The organism is Agromyces sp. GL_144 (assembly GCF_057834305.1).
On sequence record NZ_CM174399.1, the window covers coordinates 930,266 to 956,067 of the forward strand.

General features: G+C 72.6%; 27 protein-coding genes. 21 read left to right on the top strand and 6 right to left on the bottom strand.

Going from position 1 to position 25,802, the window contains the following annotated elements; genetic code table 11:
• The gene (locus AC3IPY_RS04085; protein WP_489186862.1) at positions 1 to 1,422 is read left to right on the top strand and encodes a mechanosensitive ion channel domain-containing protein; all 1,422 of its coding nucleotides are present in this window, start codon (positions 1 to 3) and stop codon (positions 1,420 to 1,422) included.
• Between the two features lie 22 nt (positions 1,423 to 1,444).
• Here the strand turns inward: AC3IPY_RS04085 and AC3IPY_RS04090 are convergent, their stop codons facing one another.
• Both AC3IPY_RS04090 and AC3IPY_RS04095 read right to left on the bottom strand, forming a co-directional pair.
• A complete protein-coding gene (locus tag AC3IPY_RS04090; protein WP_489186863.1) occupies positions 1,445 to 3,238 on the bottom strand; it encodes an ABC transporter ATP-binding protein in 1,794 nt (597 codons plus the stop codon).
• On the bottom strand, positions 3,235 to 4,941 hold the full coding sequence (locus AC3IPY_RS04095; RefSeq protein ID WP_489186864.1) for an ABC transporter transmembrane domain-containing protein: 1,707 nt from the start codon (positions 4,939 to 4,941) through the stop codon (positions 3,235 to 3,237). Before AC3IPY_RS04095 ends, AC3IPY_RS04090 begins: the two co-directional genes overlap by 4 nt.
• Positions 4,942 to 4,995: 54 nt before the next feature.
• Here AC3IPY_RS04095 and AC3IPY_RS04100 point away from each other — a divergent pair, with 54 nt between their 5' ends.
• The 9 genes from AC3IPY_RS04100 to AC3IPY_RS04140 all read left to right on the top strand — a co-directional run bounded on the left by AC3IPY_RS04100 (position 4,996) and on the right by AC3IPY_RS04140 (position 13,236).
• On the top strand, positions 4,996 to 5,811 hold the full coding sequence (locus tag AC3IPY_RS04100) for a helix-turn-helix transcriptional regulator (protein ID WP_489186865.1): 816 nt from the start codon (positions 4,996 to 4,998) through the stop codon (positions 5,809 to 5,811).
• A gap of 121 nt (positions 5,812 to 5,932) precedes the next feature.
• Entirely contained in the window at positions 5,933 to 6,901 is a 969-nt protein-coding gene (locus AC3IPY_RS04105; RefSeq protein ID WP_489186866.1) for an ABC transporter substrate-binding protein, read from the top strand.
• Positions 6,898 to 7,812: a siderophore-interacting protein gene (locus tag AC3IPY_RS04110; RefSeq protein ID WP_489186867.1), complete on the top strand. Its 915-nt coding sequence runs from the start codon at positions 6,898 to 6,900 to the stop codon at positions 7,810 to 7,812. Before AC3IPY_RS04105 ends, AC3IPY_RS04110 begins: the two co-directional genes overlap by 4 nt.
• A gap of 11 nt (positions 7,813 to 7,823) precedes the next feature.
• Positions 7,824 to 8,879 (top strand): iron chelate uptake ABC transporter family permease subunit, encoded by a 1,056-nt coding sequence (locus AC3IPY_RS04115; RefSeq protein ID WP_489186869.1) that lies wholly within the window; start codon positions 7,824 to 7,826, stop codon positions 8,877 to 8,879.
• The gene (locus AC3IPY_RS04120) at positions 8,876 to 9,949 is read left to right on the top strand and encodes a FecCD family ABC transporter permease (protein WP_489186870.1); all 1,074 of its coding nucleotides are present in this window, start codon (positions 8,876 to 8,878) and stop codon (positions 9,947 to 9,949) included. The genes AC3IPY_RS04115 and AC3IPY_RS04120 overlap by 4 nt, the downstream gene beginning before the upstream one ends.
• Entirely contained in the window at positions 9,946 to 10,803 is an 858-nt protein-coding gene (locus AC3IPY_RS04125) for an ABC transporter ATP-binding protein (RefSeq protein WP_489186871.1), read from the top strand. The genes AC3IPY_RS04120 and AC3IPY_RS04125 overlap by 4 nt, the downstream gene beginning before the upstream one ends.
• A gap of 84 nt (positions 10,804 to 10,887) precedes the next feature.
• The gene (locus AC3IPY_RS04130; protein WP_489186872.1) at positions 10,888 to 11,685 is read left to right on the top strand and encodes an MBL fold metallo-hydrolase; all 798 of its coding nucleotides are present in this window, start codon (positions 10,888 to 10,890) and stop codon (positions 11,683 to 11,685) included.
• A gap of 57 nt (positions 11,686 to 11,742) precedes the next feature.
• The gene (locus AC3IPY_RS04135) at positions 11,743 to 12,219 is read left to right on the top strand and encodes a GNAT family N-acetyltransferase (RefSeq protein ID WP_489186875.1); all 477 of its coding nucleotides are present in this window, start codon (positions 11,743 to 11,745) and stop codon (positions 12,217 to 12,219) included.
• A 129-nt stretch (positions 12,220 to 12,348) separates the two neighbouring features.
• The gene (locus tag AC3IPY_RS04140) at positions 12,349 to 13,236 is read left to right on the top strand and encodes a hypothetical protein (RefSeq protein ID WP_489186876.1); all 888 of its coding nucleotides are present in this window, start codon (positions 12,349 to 12,351) and stop codon (positions 13,234 to 13,236) included.
• 42 nt (positions 13,237 to 13,278) lie between these two features.
• Here AC3IPY_RS04140 and AC3IPY_RS04145 read toward each other — a convergent pair whose 3' ends face one another.
• Complete coding sequence (locus tag AC3IPY_RS04145; protein ID WP_489186877.1) at positions 13,279 to 14,436, bottom strand: epoxide hydrolase family protein; 1,158 nt, start codon at positions 14,434 to 14,436, stop codon at positions 13,279 to 13,281.
• Positions 14,437 to 14,503: 67 nt separating this feature from the next.
• Between AC3IPY_RS04145 and AC3IPY_RS04150 the strand changes: the two genes are divergently transcribed.
• Both AC3IPY_RS04150 and AC3IPY_RS04155 read left to right on the top strand, forming a co-directional pair.
• Positions 14,504 to 15,487, top strand: coding sequence for a helix-turn-helix transcriptional regulator (locus tag AC3IPY_RS04150; RefSeq protein ID WP_489186879.1), 984 nt, complete (start codon positions 14,504 to 14,506; stop codon positions 15,485 to 15,487).
• A 163-nt stretch (positions 15,488 to 15,650) separates the two neighbouring features.
• Complete coding sequence (locus tag AC3IPY_RS04155) at positions 15,651 to 16,049, top strand: PPOX class F420-dependent oxidoreductase (protein ID WP_489186881.1); 399 nt, start codon at positions 15,651 to 15,653, stop codon at positions 16,047 to 16,049.
• A gap of 18 nt (positions 16,050 to 16,067) precedes the next feature.
• Here AC3IPY_RS04155 and AC3IPY_RS04160 read toward each other — a convergent pair whose 3' ends face one another.
• Positions 16,068 to 16,535 carry a VOC family protein gene (locus AC3IPY_RS04160; RefSeq protein WP_489186882.1) on the bottom strand — a complete coding sequence of 156 codons (468 nt, stop codon included), beginning with the start codon at positions 16,533 to 16,535 and terminating at the stop codon, positions 16,068 to 16,070.
• Between the two features lie 101 nt (positions 16,536 to 16,636).
• Between AC3IPY_RS04160 and AC3IPY_RS04165 the strand changes: the two genes are divergently transcribed.
• The 5 genes from AC3IPY_RS04165 to AC3IPY_RS04185 all read left to right on the top strand — a co-directional run bounded on the left by AC3IPY_RS04165 (position 16,637) and on the right by AC3IPY_RS04185 (position 21,682).
• The gene (locus tag AC3IPY_RS04165) at positions 16,637 to 17,287 is read left to right on the top strand and encodes a GyrI-like domain-containing protein (protein ID WP_489186883.1); all 651 of its coding nucleotides are present in this window, start codon (positions 16,637 to 16,639) and stop codon (positions 17,285 to 17,287) included.
• A gap of 115 nt (positions 17,288 to 17,402) precedes the next feature.
• Positions 17,403 to 17,879: an SRPBCC domain-containing protein gene (locus AC3IPY_RS04170; protein ID WP_489186884.1), complete on the top strand. Its 477-nt coding sequence runs from the start codon at positions 17,403 to 17,405 to the stop codon at positions 17,877 to 17,879.
• On the top strand, positions 17,876 to 18,208 hold the full coding sequence (locus AC3IPY_RS04175) for an ArsR/SmtB family transcription factor (protein WP_489186885.1): 333 nt from the start codon (positions 17,876 to 17,878) through the stop codon (positions 18,206 to 18,208). The genes AC3IPY_RS04170 and AC3IPY_RS04175 overlap by 4 nt, the downstream gene beginning before the upstream one ends.
• Before the next feature lie 41 nt (positions 18,209 to 18,249).
• Positions 18,250 to 18,681: a hypothetical protein gene (locus AC3IPY_RS04180; protein WP_489186886.1), complete on the top strand. Its 432-nt coding sequence runs from the start codon at positions 18,250 to 18,252 to the stop codon at positions 18,679 to 18,681.
• Positions 18,682 to 18,805: 124 nt separating this feature from the next.
• Complete coding sequence (locus AC3IPY_RS04185) at positions 18,806 to 21,682, top strand: lamin tail domain-containing protein (RefSeq protein WP_489186887.1); 2,877 nt, start codon at positions 18,806 to 18,808, stop codon at positions 21,680 to 21,682.
• Positions 21,683 to 21,746: 64 nt separating this feature from the next.
• Here the strand turns inward: AC3IPY_RS04185 and AC3IPY_RS04190 are convergent, their stop codons facing one another.
• On the bottom strand, positions 21,747 to 22,217 hold the full coding sequence (locus AC3IPY_RS04190; protein ID WP_489186888.1) for a CinA family protein: 471 nt from the start codon (positions 22,215 to 22,217) through the stop codon (positions 21,747 to 21,749).
• A gap of 71 nt (positions 22,218 to 22,288) precedes the next feature.
• On the opposite strand from AC3IPY_RS04190, the gene AC3IPY_RS04195 reads away from it, so the two are divergent.
• The 3 genes from AC3IPY_RS04195 to AC3IPY_RS04205 are packed head-to-tail and all read left to right on the top strand — an operon-like array spanning position 22,289 to position 24,524.
• Complete coding sequence (locus tag AC3IPY_RS04195; RefSeq protein WP_489186889.1) at positions 22,289 to 22,804, top strand: NUDIX hydrolase; 516 nt, start codon at positions 22,289 to 22,291, stop codon at positions 22,802 to 22,804.
• Entirely contained in the window at positions 22,801 to 23,745 is a 945-nt protein-coding gene (locus AC3IPY_RS04200) for an ABC transporter ATP-binding protein (protein WP_489186890.1), read from the top strand. Before AC3IPY_RS04195 ends, AC3IPY_RS04200 begins: the two co-directional genes overlap by 4 nt.
• Positions 23,742 to 24,524: a hypothetical protein gene (locus tag AC3IPY_RS04205; RefSeq protein WP_489186891.1), complete on the top strand. Its 783-nt coding sequence runs from the start codon at positions 23,742 to 23,744 to the stop codon at positions 24,522 to 24,524. Before AC3IPY_RS04200 ends, AC3IPY_RS04205 begins: the two co-directional genes overlap by 4 nt.
• Positions 24,525 to 24,566: 42 nt before the next feature.
• Here AC3IPY_RS04205 and AC3IPY_RS04210 read toward each other — a convergent pair whose 3' ends face one another.
• The gene (locus tag AC3IPY_RS04210) at positions 24,567 to 25,019 is read right to left on the bottom strand and encodes an Lrp/AsnC family transcriptional regulator (protein ID WP_489186892.1); all 453 of its coding nucleotides are present in this window, start codon (positions 25,017 to 25,019) and stop codon (positions 24,567 to 24,569) included.
• Between the two features lie 111 nt (positions 25,020 to 25,130).
• Here AC3IPY_RS04210 and AC3IPY_RS04215 point away from each other — a divergent pair, with 111 nt between their 5' ends.
• Positions 25,131 to 25,802, top strand: a complete 672-nt coding sequence (locus AC3IPY_RS04215) for a LysE family translocator (RefSeq protein WP_489186894.1) — start codon at positions 25,131 to 25,133, stop codon at positions 25,800 to 25,802.

The following is a 25,802-nucleotide window of genomic DNA, read 5'->3' on the forward strand; positions in this document are numbered from 1 at the left end:
GTGGACGCCTTCGAGGACGGATGGATCTGGTGGGCCCTGGCCATCGGGCTCGGCGTGCCGATCCTCCTCGTCGTCCTGACCGAGCTGCTCGGTGCGCTCACCAGGCGCAACCATCCCGCGGCCCGTCCGGTGCGCCTCCTGCGCAACTGGGTCGTGCCCGTCGCGGCGCTGTTCGCCCTGCTCGCCTTCGCGATCCAGTCGCCCGCCGACCAGGTGTGGGTGCGCGTGGTGGCGACGGTGCTCGGGTTCCTCCTGATCCTGCTCGTGCTCTCCGCATTCAACGTTGCGCTGTTCTCGAACGCGGCGCCCGGGTCATGGCGTGAGCGCATCCCCTCGATCTTCGTCGAGCTCGCACGGCTCGTCCTGGTGGTGGTCGGACTCGCCCTGCTCTTCCAATGGGTCTGGAACGCGGATGTCGGCGGGTTGATCGCCGCGCTCGGCGTCACGTCGATCGTGATCGGCCTCGCGCTGCAGAACGCCGTCGGCGGGGTGATCTCGGGCCTGCTGCTCCTGTTCGAGCAGCCGTTCAAGATCGGCGACTGGCTCGACGCGGCCGGCGTGCAGGGTCGCGTCATCGAGGTCAACTGGCGTGCCGTGCACATCGAGACGGACGCCGGCATCCAGATCATCCCGAACTCGACGCTGTCGGGCGCCTCGTTCACGAACATGAGCGAGCCGGCCGGCACCCACTTCGTGACCTCGGCGGTGGCGTTCACGACCGACGACCCGCCGCACGAGGTCATCGAGCTCCTCGTGGAGGTGGCCGACTCCCTGCCCATGCGAGCGGACGGACGGCGCGCGAGCGCCGACTACCAGGGCGCCGGCAAGTACGAGGTGACGCTGCCGATCAACGGCCCCGAGTTCGCGCCGCAGGCGCTGAGCCTGTACCTCGCGTGGCTCTGGTACGCGGCGAGACGGCGGGGCCTCGCACTCGACGGCGACTCGACGGACCCGATCGCCGAGCCCGGCCGGCTCGAACGGTCGCTGCAGGTGGTCGGCCCCACGCTGCACCTCGGCGAGGCGGAGCGCGAGCTCGTGCTGGAGACGGCCAGGCTCGAGCGGTACGGGCTCGGCGAGGTCGTGCTGCCGGAGGGCGTCCTGCCGCACGACGTGCGGTTCATCATCGAGGGTCGCGTGCGGCTCGCCGTCGAGGCAGGCGGCGGGCGCATCGAGTTCGCGACGGCCGAGCCCGGCGACTACATCGGCCAGACGGCGCTCACGCGCGAGAAGACGCTCACGACGGCGATCGCGGCCGACGTGCTCACGGTGCTCGTCGTGCCCCTCGAGACGCTCGACGAGCTCGTGCGCAAGCGTCCGCTGCTCGCCCAGGAGATGGGCCAGTCGATCGAGCTCAAGCGCAAGCTCGCGTCGGAGGCGCTCGCCTCGGCGGGGGTCATGCGGGGGACGCTGGGGCTGGGCTGATCGCTCGGGTCCGCGTGCTCGCTCAGCGCCCCGCCGACCAGGCCGCCCACAGGCGCGCGTAGACCCCGTCGGCAGCGGCGAGTTCGGCGTGGCTGCCGATCTCGACGACCCGGCCGCGGTCGAGCACGACGATGCGGTCCGCTCGTGCGGCCTGGTCGAGGCGGTGCGCGATCGTGATCGTGGTGCGCCCCTCTGCGATCCTCGCGGCGGCCCGGTCGAGCACATGCGTGCCGTCGCCGCCGGCCGCTGCCGTGGCCTCGTCGAGCACGAGCACCGCGGGGTCGTGCAGCAGCAGCCTCGCGAGGGCCACCTGCTGACGCTCCACGAGCGTGAGGGCGTGACCACCTGAGCCCACCGTCGTGTCGAGCCCGTCGGGCAGGCGGTCGGCCCAGGCGGCGGCATCGACCGCCGCGAGCGCGGCGCGCAGTTCCGCCTCGTCTGCGGCGGGCTTGGCGAGCCGCAGATCCTCGGCGAGCGTGCCGGCGAACACATGCGGGTCCTGGTCGGCGAGGCCCACGCTGGGCACACGGTGCATGGCGGATGCCTCGGCGTCGGCTCGCTCGGATGCGGCACCGGCGCCGGCCGTCACCGAGACCGTGCCGCGCCCGGCGGTGAGCGACCCGAGCACGAGCGCGGCGACGGTGCTCTTGCCCGCGCCGCTGGCGCCGACGAGTGCGACGGTCTCTCCGGCGCGGATGCCGAAGCTGATGCCCTCGAGCACCGGTGTCGCCTTCCCGTCGCCAGGGCCGGCCGGGTCACCGTCGTAGGCGAATCCGACGCCGTCGAACTCCACGTCGGCCGCGACGCCGCGCAGGGGCTCGGGGCGCGCCGGCCGCTCGGGAAGCTCGAGCACTCCGACGAGCCGTGCGAGGCCGGCGGCGGCACGCTGCAGGTCGTCGATGCTCGCCAGCACGGATCCGATGGGGCCGAACAACGAGTGGAAGTACAGGGCGGCGGCCGTGGCCGCGCCCACCGTCGCGACGTCGCCGTTCACCAGGACGAAGCCGACGGCGAGCACCGCGCCGAGGCCGATGAACTCCGCCAGGTTGAGCTCGTTCCAGAACCCGACGCCCACCCGGGCTGCACGCAGCTCGAGGTCGACCGAGACGCCGGCGGCCTCGTCGATCACGGCCTCCCGCTGTCGTGAGACGCCCATCGCGCGCACGGTGTCGGCCGCGTCGACCGACTCGAGGATCCGTTGCGCACGCTCGCCCTCGGCCGCACGCGCGTCGCGGTAGATCGGCCGAGCCCGTCGCAGGTACCGCCGGAGCGCGATGACCTGCACGGGCACGGCCGCGAGGGCCGCGAGGGCGAACCGCCAGTCGAGCACGCCGAGGCCGACGACGGTCACGGCGATCGTGAAGGCGGCGCCCACGAAGGCCGGCAGCACGCCGTTGACGACATCGCCGACGATGCGGGTGTCGTTCGATGCGCGGGAGACGAGGTCGCCCCGGCCGGCGCGCTCGACGACCGTCGACGGGAGGCGGATGAGACGGGCGAGCACGCGCTCGCGGAGCTCGGCGAGCACGCCCTCGCCGACGCGCGCGACGAGCAGTCGGCCGAGGCCCGTGAGCACGGCGTTCGCCACGCCGACGACGGCGATCACGACGAGCAGCGGGGCCAGGCGACCTCCGTCGCCGTCGATCACCGCGTCGACGATGCCGCCGAACGCGGCGGGCAGCATGAGCCCGGCGACGGATGCCGCGAGCAGCACCGCGCTCGCGGCGACGAGCGCACTCCGGCGACCGCGGAGCAGTCCGCCGACGGCTCGACGCGTCCGCGTCGGAGAGGAAGTGGGGAGGGGCGTGGTCGTCATGCGCGGACCTCCACGTCGTCGTGCAGGAACGTCGGGGTCGCGGCATCCGCCGGCCCTGCGGCATCCGCTCGTCCGCTCGTGGCGGGCACGTCGATCACGAGGTCGCAGGCGCCGATCAGGGCGGGGCTGCTCGTGAGGAGGATCGTGGTTCGGCCCTCGCGCAGGGCGGGCAGGCGCTCGGCGATGCGCGCCTCGGTCACGGAGTCGACCGCGCTCGTCGGGTCGTGCAGCACGAGCACCCGCGCATCGCGGGCGAGGGCGCGGGCGAGGGCCACGCGTTGCCGCTGACCGCCCGAGAGGGTGAGTCCGCGCTCGCCGACGGCCCGGTCGAGTGCGTCGTGGCCGTCGATGACGTCCTCGAGCGCGGCCGCGTGCGCGGCGGCCAGCAGGCGTTCGTCGTCGTGTTCGGCGTGGAGTCGGAGGTTGTCGCGCAGCGTGCCCGCGAAGAGGGCGGCCTGGTGGGGAGGAGCGAGCAGGCTCTGCGGTTCGGCGCCGTCGACGAGCACGCGGCCGGCCGATGGCACCCGGGCGCCGGCGAGCACCTCGGCGAGCTCGATCGCCGCGAGCCCGTCGGCGAGCCGGATCGCCGCGAGGGCGCCGGTCGGGATGCGGAGATCGAGCGCGGGCAGGTGCGGGGTCTCGAGCGCGTCGAGCACGAGCACGAGTCCGGGGGCGCCGGCGGCGGTCGCGGGCATGGACGCATCTCGCTCCGGCACGGCCGGCGCCGCATCGAGCACGGCGTCGACGCGCCGGGCCGACGCGCGCGTCGAGGCGATCTCGGCCCCGAGGAAGGCCAGCCCGGCGACGGGCCAGGAGAGGAACTGGGCGAGTCCGAGCACGGCGATGAGCTGTCCGACCGTGATCGTGCCGGCGAGCGCCTCGGCCCCCGCGGCCCATGCGATCGCGGCCAGCAGCAGGGCCGACCCCGACATGCTCGCCGCGGTGTACGAGGCCTTGGCGGTCACGGCGCGGCGCGAGGCGTCGAGCGAGCGACGGCTGACGACGGTGAATCGGTCGATCGCGGCCTGCTCGGCGCCGAGCCCGGTGATCGTGCGCAGGCCCGTCAACAGGTCGCCCGCCGTCGAGCTGGCCGCGGCGACCGCCGCCTGCTCGGCGTGCAGACGACGCTCGAGGGGCGCGGTGACGACGTGCATGAGCAGCACGAGCACGGGCGTCGCGACCAGCACGAGGATTCCCAGCGTGGTCGAGATGAGCAGGAGCGAGACGGCGGCCGTGAGCACGGCCGCGAGCTGCGCCGCGGCACTGCCGACGACCCAGACGATCGCCGCGGTGCGGTCGACGTCGGTGCCGGCGATGCTGAGCAGTTCGCCGGGCGTGCGTCGCACGGCGAAGCCGCGAGGGGCCAGCATGCGGCTGACGAGCCCGCGGCGCACGTCGCGACCGCCCTGCTCGACGGAACGGGTGGCGGCGAGTTCGCCCAGGCGCCACGCGAACAGGAGTCCGACGAAGAGCAGCGCGAGTGCGGCGAGGCCCCATGCGAGGGCGGCGACGTCGCCGGGGGCGATCGCGCGGTCGATGACGGCGCCCATCACGACGGGGACGAGCGCTTCGGCGACCTGGTGCCCGATGAGTCCGATGATCGAGGCGAGCACGAGCAGCCGGCGGCGCCGGAAGATCGTCGCGACCGCGCGTGGGATCGGCTTGGGAAGGGGGGTTGGATCGGGCAGGGTTGGATCGGGCACGACGAAAGCTTAGGATAGCCTTCGCTCACAGAATCGGCGATAAGGAGCCGAAGAATGTCGCATACCGGCCAAACCCGCAGCGTTCCTGCCCGAGCCGCTCGCACGGCACACGCAGATGGCGACGTCTTCGAGGTCGCCGTCGGGGTCGAGGGCGTCGTCACGAGTTCCTTCGCGGTGCAGCGCGACGAGGAATGGGGCTGGCACCGTCACGACGTGCACGAACTGCTGTGGGGCACGCGCGGCTCGCTCGTGGTCGAGACCGACGAGGGCGTGCACGCCGTGCCGTGGACGGTCGGGCTCTGGCTCCCGGCGGGCACGCCGCACCGTGTCTCTGCGGGATCGGGCACCGAGTTCTCCTGCACGTACGTCGGTCATGCGCTCGGAGCACCGCGCACCGGAACGGGGGCGGTCGCGGTTCCGGCCGTCGTGCGGGCGATCCTCGAGGAGCTCTCGACGCGCGACCTCGACGACGAGACGCGTGCGATGGCCGAGCAGCTCGCCGTGCGGCTGCTGCACCGAGCGGACCTGGTGCGGCTCGACGTGCCGATGCCCGAAGACGACCGCACGCGTCGCATCGCCGAGGCGGTGCGTTCCGATCCGGCCGACGATCGCACGCTGGGGGAGTGGGGCGGCCTCGTGGGCGCGAGCGAGCGCAATCTCACCCGTCTCTTCAAGCTGGAGACCGGGCTCTCCTTCGCCGAATGGCGCACCAAGGCGCGCATGCGCGCGGCGATCGAACTGCTCGCGGCGGAGCATCCGGTCGGTGCGGTGAGCCGTCGCGTCGGGTATCGAACGCCGAGTGCGTTCGTGCAGGCCTTCCGCCGCGAGCTCGGCACGACGCCGGGCGCCTTCGTCGGGCGCGGCGCCTGATCTGTCCGCTCCGCGCAACCGGATGGCCGGGGCGCGACATCCGGGTGATGCAGGATCGAAGACGCTGCTTAGGTAAGCCTAAGCTTCCCTCCTTCTCCGATTCCCGGAAATGAAAGCCGACATGAAGACTTCTCCCACGCGCGCCCTCCGCGCCGCCCTCGTGGCCGTCGCCGCCACCGCACTGCTCGCCTCCTGCGCCTCCGCGAGCGCCTCCGAGGAGGCCGCCGACGAGACCATCACCGTCGACACCGAGTTCGGCGAGGTGAGCGTGCCCGCCGAGCCGAAGGCGGCGCTCGGCTTCTACACGACCGACGTCGACATGCTCATCACGCTCGGCTACCCGCTGGCCGACGAGCAGCCGATCCGCGACGACTGGGACTCCTTCCCGGGCTTCTTCCCGCAGGAGGAGCTCGAGGGCATCACCGGGTTCCACAACTACCCCGAGTTCAACCTCGAGCACATCCTCGAGGTCGGCCCCGACTTCATCCTCAACGGCCTCGGCTACGAGACCGACCTGCACGACATGCTCACGCCCATCGCGCCGACGTACACCTACAACGGGTTCGACGGCGGCGACTGGCGCGACAAGTTCGCGAAGGTGGCCGCCGACCTCGGTCGAGAGGCGCAGGCACAGGCCTGGCTCGACGATTACGAGGCGCGCATCGCCGACGTGAAGGCGCAGCTCGAGGCCGAGGGCATCGCCCCGGTGGTCGCCGACGTGTCGTACTGGGACGGCCAGGTCTCGGTGGGTTGCTACAGCATCTCCTGCCTCGTGTTCGCCGACCTCGGCCTCGAGATCAGCCCGCTCGCCGACGGCGACGGCGACGGCGTCGTCGACTCGACCGGCACCGGCCTCAGCGCCGAGCAGCTCGGCGACCTCGCCGGCATCGACGTGATCTTCACGGGTGTCGCCGAAGACGGCTCGGGCCTCATCACCGACGAGGAGGCGCTGAAGTCCAACGCGCTCTGGACGGCGCTGCCCGCCGTGGCCGGCGGCCGGGTGTACGGCTACAACTACGAGATGAGCTACGGCTCGCCGAGCGGCCAGGACGGCCTGCTCGAGGTCATCGAGAAGGCGCTGCTGCCGTGAGCCGCTCCGCCGCCGAGAATCGCGCCGTGAACCGCGTGCACCGCGTCGAGGTCGCCGACATCCGGCGCCTGACGCCGGGCATGCTGCGCATCGCCTTCGAGGGCGAGGGCCTCGAGGGGTTCGTCAGCTCGGGCGTGGGCGACGAGTACCTCCGCGTCTTCCTGCCCGCGACCGGCCACGCCGAGCCGAACCTGCCGACCGCGACGGATGACGGCTACTGGGCGTTCCCCGATGACGTCGAGCCCGCCGAGGTGCGCACCTACACGGTGCGCGGGTGGAACGAGGCCGAGCGCCGGCTCGTCATCGACTTCGTCGTGCACGAGGGCGGTGTCGCAGCAGCCTGGGCGCTCGGCGCGAAGGTCGGCGACGTCGTCGGCGTCAACACGCCCCGCGGGCTCTACGAACCGGCACGAGACATCCGCTGGCAGTTGCTCGTCGCCGATGCGACCGGGCTCCCCGCCGCGCTTCGGCTCGCCGAGCAGGCGCCAGCCGGCGTGCGCACCCGAGTGGTGCTCGAGGTCTCCGACGACCGCGACGAGCAGCGGCCCGAGCTGCCCCCGCACGTGGAGCTGAGCTGGGTGCACGGCGGCAACGGCCACTCGCCGAGCCGGCTGGAGGAGATCGTGCGGGCGAGCGAGTTCCCGACCGAGCCCGGATACGTCTGGGTCGCCGGCGAGACGCGCACGACCCGCGGCGTGCGCCGCTACCTGCGCCACGAGCTGAAGCTGCCCTCGACGGCCTACAAGGTCGTCGGCTACTGGACCGAGCGTGCCGAGCAGTGGACCGAGCGCTACGAGGCCCTGCCCGACGACGTGCGCACGCGCCTCAGCGAGATGTGGGGCGACGAGAGCCGAGACGCCGAAGAGGTCGAGGACGAGTACGAGCAGACGCTCGAGGCGCACGGGCTCTGATCGGAATGACCATGACGGATGCCTCGGCCCCCACGGTCGCCGCGGCCGAGGGCGCGCGACGCGCGATCGCGGCGGCGAACGGCCGGAGGCTCCTGGGCTTCGGCGCCGCGGTCGGGGCGCTGGCGCTCTGCGTGATGCTCAGCCTGGCGGTCGGATCGAAGGGACTCTCGATCGACCAGGTGCTCGCGGGCCTCGGGGGCTCGGCCGACGAGGCCGGGACGATCGTTCGCGAGATGCGCATCCCGCGCACCGTGCTCGGCATCCTCGCGGGGGCCGCGCTCGGCGTCGCGGGGGCGGTCATGCAGGCGTTCACGCGCAACCCGCTCGCCGACCCCGGCATCCTCGGCGTGAACGCGGGTGCGGCGTTCGCCGTGACGCTCGGCGCCGCGGCCTTCGGCATCACCTCGCTCACCGGCACGGTCTGGTTCAGCTTCCTCGGGGCGGTCGTCGCGACCTTCGCGGTCTACGCGATCGGGGCGATCGGGCGGGGCGGGCCCGACCCGCTGCGCGTGATGCTCGCGGGCGTGGCCATCGGCGCGTTCCTCGGCGGGCTCACGTCGGGCATCACCCTGCTGCTGCCGAAGGTCTTCGACCTCATGCGCGGGTGGAACGCGGGCAGCATCGCCGTCGCCCCGGCCGACCTGACGCTCGCCGTCGCGCCGTTCATCGTCGTCGGGCTCGCGCTCGCGTTCCTCGTCGCGAAGCCGCTGAACGCGGCCGCGCTCGGCGACGAGCTCGCCGTCGCCCTCGGCTCGCGCGTCGTCGCGACCCGGGTGCTCTCGATCGTCTCGGTCACGCTGCTCTGCGGGGCGGCCACCGCGGCCGCCGGCCCCATCGGCTTCGTCGGCCTCATGGTGCCGCACGCCGTGCGCTGGTTCACGGGCCCCGACCAGCGATGGATCTTCGCCGGCACGCTCATCGCCGCTCCCGTGCTGCTCCTCGCGAGCGACGTGCTCGGCCGCATCGTGCTGCCGAGCGGCGAACTGCCGGTCGGCATCGTCACGGCGTTCGTCGGCGCGCCCGTGCTCATCGCGCTCGTGCGCCGTCGAAGGGTGAGCGGACTGTGAGCGCCGTCGAGGCCCCTGCACCCGAGGTCGATCACGGCTACCGCTCGATCGTCGTCCGGTCGCGGCGGGGCCGGTTCGGCGCGCGAGTCGGGGTGCGCCACCTCGTGGTCGTCTCCCTGCTCGTGCTCGCCGCGCTCGCCGTCGGCGTCGTGAGCCTCGCGACGGGCGACTACGTCGTGCCCGTGCCCGACGTGATCGCGACCGTCTTCGGCGGCGGCGATGCGCGCTCGCAGCTCGTCGTGCTCGACTGGCGCATGCCGCGGGTGCTGCTCGCCCTCGTGCTCGGGGCAGCGCTCGGGGCGTCGGGCGCGATCTTCCAATCGCTCACGCGCAACCCGCTCGGCAGCCCCGACATCATCGGCTTCGACGCGGGGGCCTACACGGGCGCGCTGCTCGTGATCATCGGGTTCGGCACCGGATACCTGGCGACGGCCGCCGGCGCCCTCGTCGGCGGACTGGGCACCGCGCTCGTGGTCTACCTGCTCGCCTACCGGCGCGGGTTCCACGGGTTCCGCCTCATCATCGTGGGCATCGCCGTCGCCGCCATGCTCGCCTCGTTCAACACCTGGCTGCTGCTGAAGGCCGACCTCGTGATCGCGATGGCCGCGGCGGCCTGGGGCGCCGGCTCGCTGAACACCGTGGGCTGGGAGCAGGCCGTGCCCGCCGTGGCGATCCTCGCGGTGCTCTGGGCCGTCGCCGCGAGCCTGTCGGGGCGCATGCACCTGCTCGAGCTCGGAGACGACGCAGCCGTCGCGCTCGGCGTGCGCACGCGCAGCACGCGACTCGGCCTCGTCGTGCTCGGCGTCGCCCTCACGGCCACCGCCACCGCGGCGGCCGGGCCGATCGCGTTCGTGGCGCTCGCCGCGCCGCAGCTCGCGCGCCGGCTCACCCGCTCGGCGGGGGTCACCCTCTCGGCCGCCGCCGCGATGGGCGCGCTCGTGCTCATCGCGAGCGACTTCGTCGCCCAGCACCTCTTCGCGCCGACGCAGCTGCCCGTCGGCATCGTCACGGTGAGCATCGGCGGCGTGTACCTGATCTGGCTGCTCATCACGGAGGCGAGACGACGATGACCGATGTCGTGACCGAACACGAGACGACGACCGAGACGGATGCCGCGACCCGGCCCCGGCCGGAGCGACTCGCCCCGTCGCGGCTCGCCGCCGAGGGCGTGACGCTCGGCTACGACCGGCGCGTGATCGCCGAGAACCTCTCGGTGCAGATCCCGACCGACTCGTTCACGGTCGTCGTCGGCCCGAACGCCTGCGGCAAGTCGACGCTGCTGCGCTCGCTCGCGCGGGTGATGGCGCCGGCATCCGGTCGCATCGTGCTCGACGGCCGGGCGATCACCGAGTACCCGGCCAAGGAGGTCGCCAGACGACTCGGCCTGCTGCCGCAGACCTCCCTCTCGCCCGACGGCATCACGGTCGCCGACCTCGTCGCGCGAGGGCGGCACCCGCACCAGGGCGTCTTCCGGCAGTGGAGCACCGCCGACCAGCGCGCGGTCGCCGAAGCGCTCGCCGCGACGAACACCGCCGACCTCTCGGGCCGTCTCGTCGAGGAGCTCTCGGGCGGGCAGCGGCAGCGCGTCTGGGTCGCCATGGTGCTCGCGCAGCAGACGCCGCTGCTGCTGCTCGACGAGCCGACCACCTTCCTCGACATCGCCCACCAGTACGAGCTGCTCGAGCTGCTGCGCCGCCTGCATCTCGAGGGCGGTCGAACGCTCGTGGCCGTGCTGCACGACCTCAACCAGGCCGCCAGGTACGCCGACCACCTCGTCGTCATGAAGGGCGGTCGGGTCGTCACGACGGGTTCGCCGGGCGACGTGCTGACCGCCGACCTCGTCGAGGAGGTCTTCGGCCTGCCCTGCACGATCATCCCCGACCCGCACACGGGCACCCCGATGGTCGTGCCGCGCCCCGCGTGATGCGCGCGGGCGGCGCGCACGGCGCGGGCCCGGCCCGTTCGGGGCTCTCGACGCGGCGGCACCGCGTGCCCTAGTGTCACGGGCATGAAGCTGACGCGCATCGGCGGCCCGACCGTGCTCGTCGAGCTCGACGGGTGGCGCCTGATCGTCGATCCGACGTTCGATCCCGCTGGGCGCCACTACGAGTTCGGGTGGGGCACCGGCTCGACGAAGACCCTCGATCCCGCGATCACCGCCGACGAGCTCGGAGCCGTCGACGTCGCCCTCGTCAGCCACGACCACCACGCCGACAACCTCGACGACGCCGGGCGCGCGATGCTGCCGTCGGTCGGCGCCGTCGTCACGACCGCCAGCGGTGCGGGCCGGCTCGCGGAGGCGCTCGACGCCGCCCGGCTGCACGGGCTCGCGGCGGGTGAGTCCGTCACGCTGCCCGGGGTGCGACCCGGGCTGCCCGCCCTCGTGATCACGGCCACGCCGTGCCGGCACGGCCCGCCGCTGACGCACGCCATCGTCGGCGACGTCATCGGCTTCGCCATCAGACGGCAGGGCGAGCAGCGCGTCGCGCTCTGGGTCACCGGCGACACGGTGCTCTTCGGGCCGCTCCGGCGCACGGCTGAGGAGCTCGAGATCGACGTCATGCTCGCCAATGCGGGCGGCGTGCGCTTCGGCGTCACCGGGCCCCTGCGCTTCACGATGACCGGCCGAGACGTCGTCGAGCTCGTCGGCATCGCGGCGCCGCGGGCCGCCGTATTCGCGCACTACGACGGCTGGTCGCATTTCGTCGACGGCGAGCGCGGCCTCCGCGACGCGATCGACGAGGCCGCGGCATCCGATCACGATCGCGCCGTGTGGCTCGTCGACGGCATCGCGGTCGAGGTGTGAGCGCCGGCCGCTGCGGCGCGTAACCACGCCGACGCATTCGACTGCGAGAATCCTCGAGTGCCAGAACTCCTGATCGACCGCGGCGACCTCGCCGACCCGCGCGTGCTGCGCCTCCTCGAAGACCATCTCGCCGACATGCACGCGACCTCGCCCGCCGAGAGCGTGCACGCGCTCGACGTGTCGGGCCTGTCCGACCCCGCGGTCACCTTCTGGGCCATCTCCGACGGCGACGACGTGCTCGGCTGCGTCGCCCTGAAGCAGCTCGCACCCGATCACGGCGAGCTCAAGTCGATGCGGGCGGATGCCGCGGCGCGCGGTCGCGGCCTCGGTCGGCGCCTGCTCGAGCATGTGCTCGACGAGGCGCGGCGGCGCGGATACGCGCGCGTCAGCCTCGAGACCGGCACCGAACCGTTCTTCGCCCCCGCGCGCTCGCTCTACGAGAAGGCCGGATTCGCGCAGTGCCCGCCGTTCGGGTCGTACGACCTCGACCCGAACAGCGTCTTCTACACGCTGGAGCTCGCCGCGCGCGACTGAGGCTGATGCTCGGGCGCTGCCGTGCTGGAGTGCGGAATCGGCGCGTGAGTGCGGATCCGCGCCCGCCGATTCGGCACTCGGGCGCCGATTCGACCGTACCGTCGACACGGCGCGCGGCATGATGGGGCGATGAACGACGACCGGTCCGCGGCATCCGCTGCCCCGCCCGTGCACGATCGTCGCGGTGCCCTGCTTGCGGAGATGCGGGACGCCGCGGGCCGACGGCGCCCCGCGCAGCTGCTCGCCCAGTGGGCGGACGACGGGCTCGTGGCCCCGTCGCCCGTCGACCTGCGCACGAGCGTGGCGCTCGACGGGATCGCGCTCGCCGCGGCATCCGATCACGAGGCGCTGCTGCTCTCGCCGGTCGCGCCGCTCGGGGCGACCTCGGTGCTCGCGCCGACCTCGCAGGACCGCGTGCTCTCGACGATCCGGCCGGTCGAGGTGGTGTCGGACCCCACGAACGTGCTCGCGCTCGAGGCGGCGTCGCGACTGCGGCGCACGCCGAGCGAGACCGTGCGACTCTGCACGCTGCACCAGACGTTGCGGATGCAGCCGGCACCGGGCGGTCGGGGTCGAACCCGGCACTTCCGCATGTTCGCGCTCGCCGATGCCGGCCGTGCTCGGGCCGACGACGGCTTCGAGGTCGACGCGGTGCTCGGCCAGCTCGGTGCGTACCGGCGGCTGCTGGAGAGCGCGGCGGCAGCCGGATTCGGAGCGGGCGCCCGATCGAGGGCGATCGTGCGCGTCGACGGCGGCCATGCCGTGCTCGGCGACCGGGTCGCCGCCGCCATCGCCGAGCGTTGGCCGCAGACCGAGGTCGTGCGCGAGGCGCTCGCCAACGAGGCCTACTACGACGGGCTGCGCGTCGGCTACGGGGTGCACTCGCCCGTGGGCGACTTCGTCGAGCTCGTCGACGTCGGGCGCTTCGACTGGGTCGCGCAGCTCACGGGCGACCGCCGCGACCGGTTCGTGGCGAGCGCGATCGGCATCCAACTGCTGCCGCTGCTGCTCGCCTGACCGTGCAAGCGCCCCGGCGAGTGACCGGGGCGCATGCGGGAGTCAGCTGAGCGCGGAGAAGAACGCCGCGATGTCGCCGGCGAGCACTTCGGGCACCTCGAGCGAGGCGAAGTGACCGCCCTCGGCGAACCGGCTCCAGTGCACGATGGCGTCGTTGTCGCGCTCGGCGAACACCCGGATCGTCTGGAAGTCGTCGGCGAAGACGGCGACGCCGGTCGGGGCGTGGTTCACGGCGGGCTCGGGCTCGACCTGCGCGTTCTCGTAGTAGGCACGGCTCATGCCCGCGGCCGAGTTCGTGAACCAGGCGATGCTCACCGCCGTGAGGATCTTCTCGAGCGGCACCTTCGACGTGCCGTTGCCGAACGACTCGAACAGCTCGCTGTAGGCCAGCAGGCCGACGGGGGAGTCGCTGAGGGCCGCCGCGATGGTCTGCGGCCGCGACGCGTTCATCGTGTTGTAGCCGCCGACCTTCTGGAACCACTGCATGTGCTCGAGGCCCGCGTAGTCGGCCGGCTCGAGCCGCTCGAACTCGCTCGGGTCGCCCGAGGGGAATGAGAAGAGCTGCAGCACGTGCAGGCCGAGGAAGCCCTCGGGATTCAGCAGGCCCAGCTCGCGGGCGACCATCGCGCCGTTGTCCGAGCCGTGCACGCCGTAGCGCTCATAGCCGAGACGCCGCATGAGCGTGTCGTAGGCGCGGGCGACCCGGGCGATCGTCCAGCCCGACTCGCGCACCGGGTTCGAGAAGCCGAAGCCCGGGGCATCCGGGATCACGACCGTGAACGCGTCTTCAGCGCGGCCGCCGTGCGCGACCGGGTCGACGAGGCGGGCGATGAGGTCGAGGTAATCGGCGGACGACCCGGGGTAGGTGTGCGCGAGCAGCAGCGGCGTCGCCTCGGCGTGCGGCGAGACGACGTGGATGAAGTGGATCGGCTGGCCGTCGACCTCGGTGATGAAGTGGGGCACGGCGTTGATGCGGGCCTCGATGGCTCGCCAGTCGAACGTCTTCCACTGCTCGACCGCGTCGCGCAGGTAGTGGTTCGGGGTGCCGGTGGTCCAGTCGTCGGCGGGCGCGGCCTGCGGCAGGCGCGTGCGGGCGAGGCGGTCGGCGAGGTCGTCGAGGCCGGCCTGCGGCACGGCCACGGTGAAGGGACGGATGTCGGTCTGGGATGCGCTGGCGTTGTTCATGGCTGCGTTGTTCATGTCTTCGACGGTACGGTCGATAGCGGAAAGGATCGTTCCTGATGGTCGAAATTCGTCGGAGGCGCGCATGACCGACACCGCGGGCCGGCTGCTGGCCCTGCTCGGGCTGCTCCAATCGCGCCCGAGCTGGTCGGGGCCCGAGCTCGCCGAGCGCCTCGGCGTCACCACGCGCACGATCCGCAACGACGTCGAGCGCCTGCGCGGCCTCGACTACCCCGTCGAGGCGACGCGCGGCTCGGTCGGCGGCTACCGGCTCGGCGCGGGCGGGCACCTGCCGCCGCTGCTCCTCGACGACGAGGAGGCCGTCGCCGTGGCCATCGGCCTGCGCGCGGCCACGGGCGTCGCCGGGGTCGGCGAGTCGAGCCGGCGCGCGCTGTCCAAGCTCGAGCAGGTGCTGCCGCCGCGGCTGCGGCCCATGGTCGAGGCGGTCGCGAGCGTCATCGACCGCGCGCCCGAGAACAACGACACCGATGCCCCCGATCCCGAGGTCGACCCCGAGGTGCTGCGTGCGATCGCGACGGCGATCCGCTCGGTCGAGTGGCTGCGGTTCGACGACGCCCGCGATGCCGGCGACGACATGCCGCGCCTCGTCGAGCCCTACCGCCTGCTCTCCTGGCTGCGGCGGTGGTACCTCGTCGCGCGCGATCCCGAGTCGGGTGAGTGGGACGTCTTCCGCGCCGACCGGCTGCGTCCGCGCATGCCGACCCGGCGACGGTTCGAGCCGCGCCTCGTTCCCGGCGGGGACTACACCGCGTTCACGATGCGGCAGGTCGCGGTGAGCGGATGGAATGTGCACGCCCGCCTGCGGGTCGAGGCCGCGGCATCCGCCGTGCTCGATCGCATCCACCCGGCCGTCGGCATCGTCGAGGAGGTCTCGGCCGACGAATCGGTGCTGCTCACGGGCGCCGACAGCCTCGACACGATCGCCGCGTACATCGGCATGCTCGGCATGGACTTCACGGTCGAGTCGCCGCCCGAGCTGCGCGACCTGCTGCGCGTCTACGCCGACCGGTACCGCCGGGCGGCCGACGGCCACCCGTCGCTCGCCTGAGTCTCGCCTGAGTGCGGATTCGGTGCGGGAGTGCGCACGCGGGGCTGCCGATTCCGCACTCTGGCGCCGATTCCAGGTGGAGGAAGCCCCGCGGCCGCCGACCCGGGTCACACCGAGATCTGAGTGTGTGCGGCACGCGGCATCCGTGCGGTTGACTGGAGGCATGACGATCGAACTCGACGAGCACGCCACCCGCATCCTGACCGCACCCGTCTTCGGGCACCTCGCCACCGTGCGACCTGACGGGAGCGTGCAGGTGAACCCGATGTGGTTCGAGCTCGACGCCGAGGCGGGCGTCATCCGCTTCACGCACACGACCAAGCGCGCGAAGTACCGCAACCTGCAGGCGAACCCGCACATGACGCTCGAGGCGCTCGACCCCGAGAACCCGCTGCGCTACGTCGAGGTGCGCGGGCGGCTCGCCGAGGTGACCCCCGACCCCGAGGGGGCGTTCTACGTGCACCTCGGCAAGCGCTACGGCAACCCCGGGCAGCAGGCGCCCGATGACAAGGCCGATCGCGTCATCCTCGAGATGCGCATCGAGAAGGTGAACGGGCGCTGACGTTCGGTGCGCTGACCCTCAGGCGTTCTCGAGCTCGGCGATGACGACCTTGCTCTGACGCATCATCACCTGGATCTGCTCGGGGCGGCGCGTGAGCTCGTCCATGTTCGCCGGGATGATCTGCCAGCTCAGGCCGAAGCGGTCCTTGCACCAGCCGCACTGCTCCGACTCGGGCACATGCGAGAGCTTCGACCAGTAGTGGTCGATCTCGGCCTGGTCGGCGCAGGAGACGACGAACGAGATCGATTCGGTGAACGTGAACAGCGGCCCGCCGTCGAGGCAGACGAAGTCCACGCCGTTCAGCGTGAACCGCCCGTTCAGCACCTTGCCCGACATGCCGGCGAAATGCTCGTCGAGGGACTCGTCGGGGTACGGCTCGATCGAGACGATGCGCGAGTCCGGGAAGACCCCGACGTAGTACTCCATGGCTTCGCGCGCCTGGCTGTCGAACCACAGGCACGGCTGGATGGGCGAGAGCTCGGCCATCGGCGACCTCCTTGTTCCGTGGGCGCCGCCCACGTTACGCCGATGTCCGGCGCGCGGCATCCGGTCGAGAACCGTCCGCGGCCGGGCGTACGCTCGGCGACATGACCGAGCCGACCCAGGAGAAGTACGACGTCAAGCGGTCGCACCGCGAGCTCTACGCGCCCTCGGCGAAGGACTTCGCGATCGTCGACGTGCCGCCGATGCGCTACCTCGCGATCGACGGACACGGCGATCCGAACACGACTCCCGCCTACGTGCAGGCCGTCGAGGCGCTGTTCGGCGTCGCCTACGCAGTGAAGTTCGCGAGCAAGCGGGAGCTCGGCCGCGACTTCGCGGTCGCACCGCTCGAGGGGCTCTGGTGGGCTGAGGATCGCGGTGCGTTCGTCGCGCGCGACAAGGCGTCGTGGAGCTGGACCATGCTCATCGACCAGCCCGACTGGATCGACGAGCAGGCCGTCGCCGCGGCGGTCGAGGCGGCGCGCGCCAAGGCGGCGTCGAAGCGCGCCGAACCGAATCCCGCGCTCGACCTGCTGCGCCTCGAGCATCTCGACGAGGGGCGTTCGGTGCAGATCCTGCACGTCGGCTCGTACGACGACGAGGCGCCGACGCTCGCGCGCCTGCACGACGAGTGGATGCCGCAGCACGGCCTCGCCTTCAACGGGGCGCACCACGAGATCTACCTGAGTGATGCGCGGCGCACCGCGCCCGAGAAGCTGAGGACGGTGCTGCGCCAGCCGGTTCGGACGATCTGACCGACGAATGAATTGCAACCCACGGGTTGCGCCTCCCGCCGCAATATGCAACTCTGAGGTTGCAGTCATTCGCGCAACCGAAGGGTTGCATGACCCAGCGAGAGGAACGATCATCATGAGCATGACCGACAACGAGGCATCCGTCATCGACGAGGCCGACTACACGGTGCGCCGCACCATCCGCATCGCCGCACCCGTCGAGAAGGTGTGGCGGGCCGTGACCGAACCCGAGCAGATCAGCCGCTGGTTCGGGCGCGCCGAACTCGACGGCGCCGGCCCCGGTGCGCGGGGGAGCATCACGTTCGAGGGGTACGGGCGCGTGCCGCTCGCCGTCGAGGCCGTCGAGGCGCCCCGCAGCATCTCGTACCGCTGGGCCAACGACGACGCCCTCGGTCACCTGCCCGACGAGCTCGACGACCACGCCACGGTCTTCACCTTCACGCTCGAGCCCGTCGGCGACGGCACCGAGCTCACGGTCGTCGAGACCGGGTTCGACCGCACCTCCGACCCGAGCAGGAACATGGCCGAGCACGCCGCCGGGTGGGTCTCCGAACTCGACAAGCTCGTCGCCCTGCTCGAGGGCGGCGCGTGAGCTCCGCGGCCATCGACGGCGCGACGCTGGTTCCGGTGTTCGCCGCACTCGGCGACGAGACCCGGTGGTCGATCCTGGCCGCGCTCGGCGAGGGCGACGCGTCGGCGTCGGCCCTCGCCGGGCGGCTGCCCGTCACTCGCCAGGCGATCGCCAAGCACCTCGTCGTGCTGCAGGAGGTCGGGCTCGTCGAGCCCGTGCGCGTGGGCCGAGAGATCCGCTTCCGCGTGATCGGCGCGCAGCTCGGCGACACCGCCCGCAGCCTCGAGACCATCGGCACGCAGTGGGACCGCCGCCTCGCCGCGATCAAGGAGATCGCCGAGGGACTCTGAAGGCGCGCCGCACCGGCCACCGCCGTCGGTACGGTGGACGGATGGACGCCTGCGCCGCCCTCGCGGACTCGATCGAGCGACTCGCCGCGCGCGGGCTCTCGAACCGGCACTTCCTCAAGGAGCTCGGTCGCGTCGGCGGCGTGCGCCGAGGGCCCTTCTGGGTCACGGATGCCGCGTCCGGGGGCCGAAACCACCTGAAGGGCCGTGGGTTCCGCGCGCCCGTCGACGACGGCACCGACGGACAGGCCAGGCACTTCGCCGGCACGGTCGCCGTCACGGCGCGCGTCGGCGGGCGCGTTTCGTGGTGGCTCACCGTGCACGTGCTGCGCGACGACCCGGGCAGCCCCGACGGGCGACTGAGCGCCGAGGCCATTGAGTTCGTGCGGGTCGTGCGCTCGGGCGAGCTCGCGCAGGCCGATGCCGCCGACTGGGTGCGTCGACGGCTCTGCCGGGCCGGGATGCTCGGCCCCTGACGACGCGCCGGCACCCCACCTCGACACGGCTCCGACCCCGGCGGTTCACCCTCGCGACACGCTCCGTTCAGCGCCGAACGGTCGAGTAGGCGGCGACCCCTCACCCCTCGTCAGGAGCGCCCTCATGTCGTCCTCCCCATCCATCCGTCGCGCGTCCGCGATGATCGCGGCCGTCGCCGTGATCTCCGGCGCGGCGCTGCTCGCGTCATCCGGGGCCGCGGTCGCGGCCGACGGAGGCGCCGACGCCGGCGTCGTCGTCAACGAGATCGTGTACGACCCCGCGTCGCACGGCACCCCCGACTCGATCGAGCTCTTCAACGCGGCATCCGCCCCGGTGGACGTCTCGGGGTGGAAGGTGCAGGACGACAAGCTCGACCCCGCCGCCACCGGCGTCATCCCGGCCGGCACCACGATCGCGCCCGGCGGATTCCTCGTGCTGGCGAAGGACGCCGTGCCCGGGTTCCCGTTCGGCCTCGGCAAGGGCGACGCCGTCACCCTGTTCGATGCCGCCGACACGGTCGTCGACTCGTACACCTTCGTGAACACGGCGCCGCTGGCCGACTGGTCGCGCTGCGCCGACGGCGGCGAGTGGGCGCACGCCACGGCGGTCACGCTCGGAGCGCCGAACGTCTGCGCCGCGCCCGAGGAGCCCGCGACGCCGGGCTCGGTGCTGCTCAACGAGATCGACTCCGGCCCCGCCGACTGGGTCGAGCTGATCAACCCCGGCACCTCGGCCATCGACGTCTCGGGTTACGAGCTGCGCGACAACAGCGACGACCACCGCTGGTTCTTCGCGGCCGGCACCCAGATCGGCGCCGGCGAGCGACTCGTCGTCGAGGGCACGACCATCGGTGCGGATGCCGCGGGCGAGCCCCTCGAGTTCCAGTCGCCGATCGGCATCGGCGGCGCCGACTCGATCCGCCTCTACGACACCGCAGGCACGAAGCTCGACGAGTACTCGTGGACGGCCCACCCCGCGATCGACGGCAACGAGGCGGCCGCCAGCTACGCCCGCTGCCCCGACGCCACCGGCCCGTGGAGCCTCGCCCGCGTCACGCCCGGCGAGCCGAACGACTGCGTGCTGCCCTCCGTCGCGATCAACGAGGTCGAGTCCAACGGCGACGCGACCGACTGGGTGGAGATCGTGAACACGGGCAGGACGCCCGTCGACCTCTCGGGCTGGACCCTCATGGACAACGACCCGATCGGCCACGCCGCCGACGTCACGCCGGTGGCATCCGGCACGACGCTCGCGCCCGGCGCATTCTTCGTGTTCGACCAGAACACGCATTTCGACTTCGGGCTCGGCAACAACGAGACGGCCACCGTGCGCAACGCGGCGGGCACGACCGTGGCGGAGTACTCGTGGGGGCCGCACGCGGCCGTCACCTACGCGCGCTGCCCCGACGGCACCGGTGAGTTCGGCGACTCGACCGCCTCGACGAAGGGCGCCGCGAACGCCTGCGGCACCGACCCCGGCGAGCCGGGCGAACCCGGTGAACCGGGCGACGTCGTGGCCTGGCCCGGCTCGGCAGAGGTGAGCGTCGTCGACGAGGCCACGATGTTCCTCGAGGACTCGTCGGGACTCGACACGCAGCAGACCGCCGACGGCGTCGTGCTCTGGGCCGTCGACAACGGCACCGGCACCTTCTGGAAGCTCGACGCGTCCGCCGACGGCAGCGTCGCCTTCGCCGACGGCTGGACGGAGGGCAAGCGCGTGCGCTTCCAGCGCGATGCCGACGCCCCGGCCAAGGCCGGCCCCGACACCGAGGGCATCACGTCCGCCGGAGACGGCCTGCTCTACATCGCCTCCGAACGCGACAACGCGAACAAGGGCGTCAACGCCAACGTCGTGCTCGCGGTCGACCCCGAGGCGCCCGGCCCCGACGTCGTCGCCTCGCAGGAGTGGGACCTCACGGCCTCGCTGCCCGACGTCGCCGCGAACACGGGCCTCGAGGCGGTCGAGTGGGTGGCGGACTCCGACCTCACCGGCCTCGTCGATGCGAACACGGGTTCCGTGTACGACCCGGCCGACTACCCCGGTCACGGCGACGGCCTCTTCTTCGTCGCGGTCGAGGACAACGGCGTGGTCTACGCCTACGCGCTGAACGCCGACGGCTCCTTCGCCCAGATCGCCGCGATCGACCCCGGCCTCGGCGGCGTCATGGCCCTCGACTACGACACCGTGCTCGACCAGCTCTGGGCCGTGTGCGACGACGGCTGCGAGGGCGAGGCCGCGCGCATCGCGTTCACGGGCGCCGAGCCCGCGATCGTGCACGTGGCCCGCCCGGCCGGCATGCCGAACCTCAACAACGAGGGCTTCGCCACGGCGCCGGCCTCGCTGAGCTCGGCCGACCCGGCTCCGTCGCTCGTCACGACGCGCCCGGTCTGGTGGTTCGCCGACGGCGAGCAGCCGGCCGCGCTGCGCACCGGCACCCTGCCCGGCGTCACGGTCACGGACCCGACCGACCCCGGCGCTCCGACCCCGATCGACGAGTCGCTCCTCACCGACGCGAACCGCGGCGGCGTCACCGGGCCGGCCACGGCCGCGCCGGGTGAGACGGTTCGGATCGGCGTCGGCACGGACCACGCCGGCGAGACGATCTGGGCCTGGGTGTACTCGGCTCCGGTCTCGCTCGGCTCGGCGGAGGTCGCGGCCGACGGCACCGTGACGGTCACCCTGCCCGCGGACCTCGCGGAGGGCGAGCACAAGCTCGTGATCCAGGCGGCCGACGGTTCGCTCGTCGGCTGGACGCCCATCACGGTGACCGTCGCGACCGACGGCGGCACCGACCTGCCCGGCGCAGGCGAGCCCGGCACGGGCGACTCGGGTTCGGGCGACTCCGGCACGGATGCCTCGACGTCGGGCACCGGCTCGGGCCTCGCGCACACGGGCGCCGAGGTGCAGGGCGCGCTCTGGGCGGCGGGCGTCCTGCTGCTGCTCGGCCTGGGTGCCGGCGCGATCGCCCTGCGCCGCCGTCGTGCGGAGGCTGCACGCTAGGCAGCACCCATCACCGACCCACGCGGATGCCGCGACAGCACGTGCTGTCGCGGCATCCGCCGTCTCAGGGGCCGGCGGAGAGCAGCTTCGCGAGGATCGCGAGCGCCTCGGCGACCGTCTGCTCGACGACCGCGGCGGGGTCGCCGTCGAAGCTCCGTCGTTCGCTGCCCGAGTCGTCGGGGGTCGCCCAGCCGAGGAAGACGGTGCCCTCCGGTTCGCCCTCGTCGGGCCCCGGCCCGCCGACGCCGGTCACCGCGACCGCGACATCCGCGTGGCAGAGGGCTCGAACGCCGACGGCCATCTCGGTCGCGCACCTGGCGCTCACGACGGGCCCCGGCGTGACGCCGAGCACCTCCTGCTTGACGCGCGTGTCGTAGGCCACGACGCCGCCCCGGAACCACTCGGAGGCGTCGCTCGCATGGCCGAGTTCGCTCGCGAGGCGCCCGCTCGTGAGCGACTCGGCGACCGCGACGCGAGCGCCGGTCGCCGAAGCAGCCCTGGCGACGAGCTCCGCCGCATCCTGCAGATCGGTCATGCGAGAGATCGTAGTCACCCTGTCCGGCACGGTGCTCGCGCCGGGGCCGGTCGCTCGCGTAGCGTTGCGGCATGGCGACCCCCGACTTCGTCCTCGACCTGCGTCGCCACGTCGGCCACGCCCCCCTCGCGCTCGTCGGCGTCACGGCCGTGATCGTGCGCGGCGACGAGATCCTGCTCGGGCGCCGCTCCGACAACGGCGCGCTCACGCCGATCACGGGCATCGTCGATCCCGGCGAGGAGCCGGCGGATGCCGCGTGCCGCGAGGCGCTCGAGGAGGCCGGCGTGCGCATCCGCGCCGACCGGCTCGCCTGGGTGCACCAGATGCCGCGCGTCACGTACGGCAACGGCGACGTGGTCGACTACCTCGACCTCGTGTTCCGCTGCTCCTGGATCGAGGGTGAGCCGTACCCCGCCGACGGCGAGATGACGGAGGTCGCGTGGCATCCGCTCGACGACCTCGACGGCGTGCAGGAACAGCACCGCCGGCGCATCGAACTCGCGCTCGAGGCATCCGCCGGCCCGTCGCGCTTCGAGGGTGGCAGCGCAGACGGCGGATCAACCGATCGCAGGGAAGGGATCCGATGATCGAGATCGAGGGACTCACGCAGGTCTTCGGCGCGAAGACGGCGGTCGACGACGTGAGCTTCACGGTTCGCCCCGGCGCGGTGACGGGCCTGCTCGGCCCGAACGGCGCCGGCAAGTCGACGACGATGCGCATGATCGTGGGCCTCGACCGGCCGGTGAAGGGCACCGTGACGGTCAACGGCGGCGACTTCCGCCGCTCCGAGCGGCCGCTGCACGAGCTCGGTGCGCTGCTCGATCCGGCCGCCCTGCACTCGGGGCGTGCCGGCCGCGTGCACCTGCGGGCACTCGCCCTGACGAACGGCATCCCGGTGTCGCGCGTCGACGAGGTGCTGCGGCTGACCGGCATGACCGAGGCCGCCTCGCGGCGGGTCGGCACCTACTCGCTCGGCATGCGCCAGCGCCTCGGCATCGCCGCCGCCCTGCTCGGCGACCCGCAGGTGCTCGTGCTCGACGAGCCGGTCAACGGGCTCGACCCCGACGGCGTGCACTGGGTCCGCGAGCTCATGAAGTCGCTCGCGGCCGCCGGGCGCACGGTGCTCGTGTCCAGCCACCTCATGAGCGAGATGGCGCTCACGGCCGACCACCTCGTGGTCATGGGGCGCGGGCGTCTCATCACGCAGGGGCCGGTCGCCGAGGTCATCGCCAGGGCGACGCAGTCCGACGTGCTCGTGCGCACCCCGCAGGCCGACCAGCTGTCGGCGGCCCTCACGGCGATCGGCGCCTCCGCGCAGCGGTCGCCCGACGGCGCGCTCCTCGTCGCGAACGCGACGGCCAGGCAGGTGGGCGAGCTCGCGGCATCCCACGCGATCGTGCTCTTCGAGTTGACGCCGCAGCAGGGCTCGCTCGAGGACGCGTTCCTCAGCCTCACGAAGGACGACCAGGAGTACGCGTCGGGGGCCGGCGTCGCCGCCGACGGCGCGCAGGACGGAGCAGTGCGATGACCGCCACGACCGCAGACGCCGCCGCACTCGAGCGCACGAGGGTCTCCTTCGGCGGCGTGTTCGCCTCGGAGCTCCTGAAGCTCACGTCGCTGCGCGCGTCGTGGTGGTTCGCCGGGTCGGCCGTCGTCGGGCTGCTGCTCGTCGTCGCATTCTGGACGACGGCGATCCCCGACGCGACCGAGGCGAACGTGCTCGATGCGGTGGCGAAGGGCTTCGTGGTCACCGGCCTGCTCGTGCTGCTGCTCGGCGCGACGATCGCGACGGCCGATCACGAGAACCACGCGATCACCGTCTACTTCGCCGCGGTGCCCTCGCGCACGCCGCTCGTGCTGGCGAAGGTGCTGCTCTCGGCGCTCGTCGGCATCGTGGTCGGCGGCATCGCCACGGCGGCCGGGCTCGCGCTGTCGATCGCCCTGCACGGCGGCGGTGCGAGCCTCGGCGACCCCGAGGTGCTGCGCGTGCTCGGCGACACGACGCTCTTCGCCGCGGTGCTCGCGGTCTCGGCGACCGCCTTCGGCCTCGTCTTCCACTCGACCATCGCCACGCTCGGCGTCCTGATCGGGTACCTCTACATCGTGCCGACGCTCATCAGCCTCGTGCCGTTCGACGTCTTCATGGCCTTCAGCGAGACGTTCCCGGGCAAGGCGTCGAGCAACTTCTTCGGCGTCACGCCGGACCCGAGCCAGCTCGATCCCGTCGCCGGGGCGATCTGGTCGGTCGCCTGGACGATCGTGCTCGTCGTCTTCGCGACCGTGCGGGTGAAGCGCCGCAACGCCTGAGCGGATGCCGCGACACCCGTTCGCCCGGATTGCCGGGCCCGCTCAGATCGGCAGCGGGCGGTCGTCGACGATGGTCTTCATGACGAGCGTCGACTCGACGCGGCGCACGCCCGGCAGGGCCGAGAGCTTCTCGTCCCACAGACGCTGGTACGCGGGCAGGTCGGGCACGGCGACGCGCAGCAGGTAGTCGGGGTCGCCGAAGAGCCGCAGCGCCTGGATCACCTCGGGGATCTCGGCCACCGCCTCGTCGAACGCGGGCACGGTCGCCCGGTTCGCCTGCTCCATCGTGACGAAGACGAGCGCGCCGAATCCGAGGCCGACGACCTCGGCGTCGATGATCGCGCGGTACCCGCTGATGGCGCCGGATGCCTCGAGCGCGCGCAATCGGCGGTGCGTCGGCGACATGCTGAGCTGCACGCGATCGGCGAGCTCGGTGAGGCTCAGACGGCCGTCTTCCTGCAGCTCGGCAAGGATTCGTCGATCGATGGCGTCCATGGGGTGAATTCTTCCACTCCAGCGCGCCTGAGGGGAGAACTTCGGGAACCTCTTCGGCGGGTTCTTGCCTAGGTTCGTCGTATCGAACCCTGAGGTGTACGAACGAGAGGCATGGCGATGAATCCCGAGCTGCTGCTCGCCTGCTGGGGCATGATGACGCTCATGGTCGTGCTGCCCGGACCCGACTGGGCGTACATCATCGCCTCGGGCCTGCGCGATCGGTCGATCGTGCCGTCGCTGGCCGGCATCCTCGTCGGCTACCTCGCCGCGGTGACGGCGGTCGCGGTCGGGGTCGGCGCCGCGGTCGCGGCCCTGCCGTGGGTGCTGGCCGTGCTGACGTTCGCGGCGGCCGGGTACCTCGTGTGGCTCGGGGTGCGCGTGCTGCTGCAGCCGCCGGCCGTCGCGGGTGCCCCTGCCGGCATCGACGCGTCCGTCGGAGGCTCCGTCGTGGCATCCGCCCCTCGACCGTGGCTGCGCCTCGCGCAGGGGGCCGGCGTCAGCGGGCTGAACCCGAAGGGGCTGCTCGTGCTCGTGGTGCTGCTGCCGCAGTTCACGGATGCCGCGGGAGCCTGGCCGATGCCCGTGCAGCTCGCGGTGCTCGGCCTGATCTTCGTGGGCAGCTGCGCGCTCGTCTACACCGTCGTCGGCGTCAGCGCGCGGGCCGTGCTGCGCGCCCGCCCGACGGCCCTGAACGTCGTCTCCCGAGTGTCGGGCGCCGCGATGGTCGTGCTCGCCGTGGTGCTCGTGGTCGAGCAGCTGTCGCATCTCTCCCTCGCCGGCTGA